This window comes from Candidatus Phyllobacterium onerii (assembly GCF_028331445.1).
Taxonomy (GTDB): domain Bacteria; phylum Pseudomonadota; class Alphaproteobacteria; order Rhizobiales; family Rhizobiaceae; genus Phyllobacterium; species Phyllobacterium onerii.
On the sequence record NZ_JAQMHX010000037.1, the window covers coordinates 1 to 2052 of the forward strand.

1 protein-coding gene is annotated in these 2052 nt (G+C 62.4%); it reads left to right on the forward strand.

The features are described 5' to 3' along the window. Positions 1-67 precede the first annotated feature (67 nt). Positions 68-2052 (forward strand): beta strand repeat-containing protein (locus PHA01_RS29065; RefSeq protein WP_271899716.1); only part of this gene is annotated, 1985 nt, incomplete at its 3' end.

Here is a 2052-nt window from a genome sequence, read left to right on the forward strand (position 1 = left end):
ATCTTTCACGTCGGCTTCCCTCGCGCAAACATGTCCCAGTCCCGCGGTCGCGGTCAATTCCGCGTGCATGGTGAATCCCGGAACCACTATCGCGGTAACAACAGTAAACGGCGTTGGTGAGAACGCGTCCGGCACCTTAGGGGTGATCACCAGCAATGGGGTCACCGTCAATCTTGGCGCAGCCACCACGACAGGGGCGCTGGCTCAGGGCGGGGCAACGATCGAATTCAACGGGAGCACGCTGCAGACGACCGCCACGACGACGGCGACCACGGCGACCCAGATAGGTTTACGCGCAGTTGGTGTCGGGAGTGCAATCAACGCAACTGGATCGTCTGTTACAATGGGTCCGTCATCAGGGACCGTCACCGCCAACGACATGATCGGTGCAATTGCCCAAGGTGGCGGTACGTTATCCCTTACGAACACCCCCATCACAATGCTGAGCGGCGGAAACGGCAATCGCAACCACGGACTTATTGCGACTGGGGCTGGCAGCCTCGCCAACTTTTCCGGAGCGTCAATTACAACCCAGTCTCGCGGTTCCTACGGCGTTCTAGCGCAGGACGGCGGCCACGTAGCACTCGGTACCGGGACTAGCGTCACTACGACCGGGGCGCAGATCGTTGCACCTGGACTTGGAAGTCATGCGCTGCTCGCGACGGGTGGCGGAAGTTTCATCGAAGGCGACGACATCTTCTTGAGCACTTCAGGTCTGCTGGCAAGTGGTGCGCGTGCAGAAGATGGCGGTCACATTTCCCTTGTCGGCAGCACGATCAGCACGAGCAGTACAGCAAGTAGCGATTTCGATCCATCTTCGGCCGCAAGAGCGCTATCAGGTGGATTGTTGGAGGTGTCCGGAAGCTCGATTGCGGCAACCGGGCAGCGCGGCCACGGATTGTCCGCGGAGGGCATCGGATCACGAGCGACAGTATTCGACACTACCATTTCCGCCAGCGGAACCCGGGCCAATGGGGTGTTCGTTTCGGGCCGGGGCCAAGCTGACATTTCGGACAGTACAATCACTTCGCTCAGTTCCGCAGTTTCGGTGCAGGACACAGGTTCATCGATCAATTTGACGGACACGGCAATCAGAGCGACCGGACCGATCGGCTATGGACTGCGCGTCGTAGCCGGAGCGGCGACCATGACAGGCGGATCGTCGACGACGGAAGGCCGCGACGCTGCGGGCATGTACGCGGCCAGTGGTTCCATTGTCGCCACCAACGTCGTCGTTGCGACTTCCGGCCCCGACAATGCCATGGGGGTCCTCGCCGATTCGAACGGCCAGATCACGCTCAACGGCGGTTCGGTCACGACGTCCGGGGACGCGGTCAGGCAGGCTTCTTTCCCGCATGCCCTCGGCGCGCGCAATCCGGGTGGCCTTCTCACTTCGACGGGAACGAAGATCTTGACCACCGGCATTACCTCGATGGGCGCGGTCGCTGACGACGGAGGCTCAGTGTTTCTGACGGGAAACTCTATCACGACGCTAGGGGTCCGCAGCATTGGCCTGTACTCGATTACCGAGCAGGTTGGCGCGCAGTTTCCGGCTAACCTGACGGCGAGCGAGGTGGCTGTGGACACATCTGGCGAATTCGCGCATGGCGCAGCAGCGCAAGCCCGCAATGACGGGCCCGTGGAGAAGGCGACGCTCACGGTTAACGGCAGCGCGCTAACAACCAATGGCGACGGGGCCGTTGGTTTGCGGGCAACACTCGGGGACTATGGCACCCGCCCGATCTCTGGCCGCGGCGAAGCCGCCGTGATCGCGAACGGAAGCACCGTCCTGACGGAGGGCGTCGGCGCGCATGGCGCGCTGTCCCGCGACAATCCGACTTCGGTTACCATGAACGATACCGCTGTTCTCGCCACGGGGGCAGCCGCGCAGGGATCGGTGGCGCAGGCCGGGGGCCTGATCGTCGGCAACAATGCAAGCGTTACCGCGACCGGGGCCAATGCATCGGCACTCTTCGTGGTCGGCGAAGGAGGCCCCGTGTCCAATGCGATTTTTACGGGCAGCCGATTGCGCAACGTCAGCGCGCCCACCAT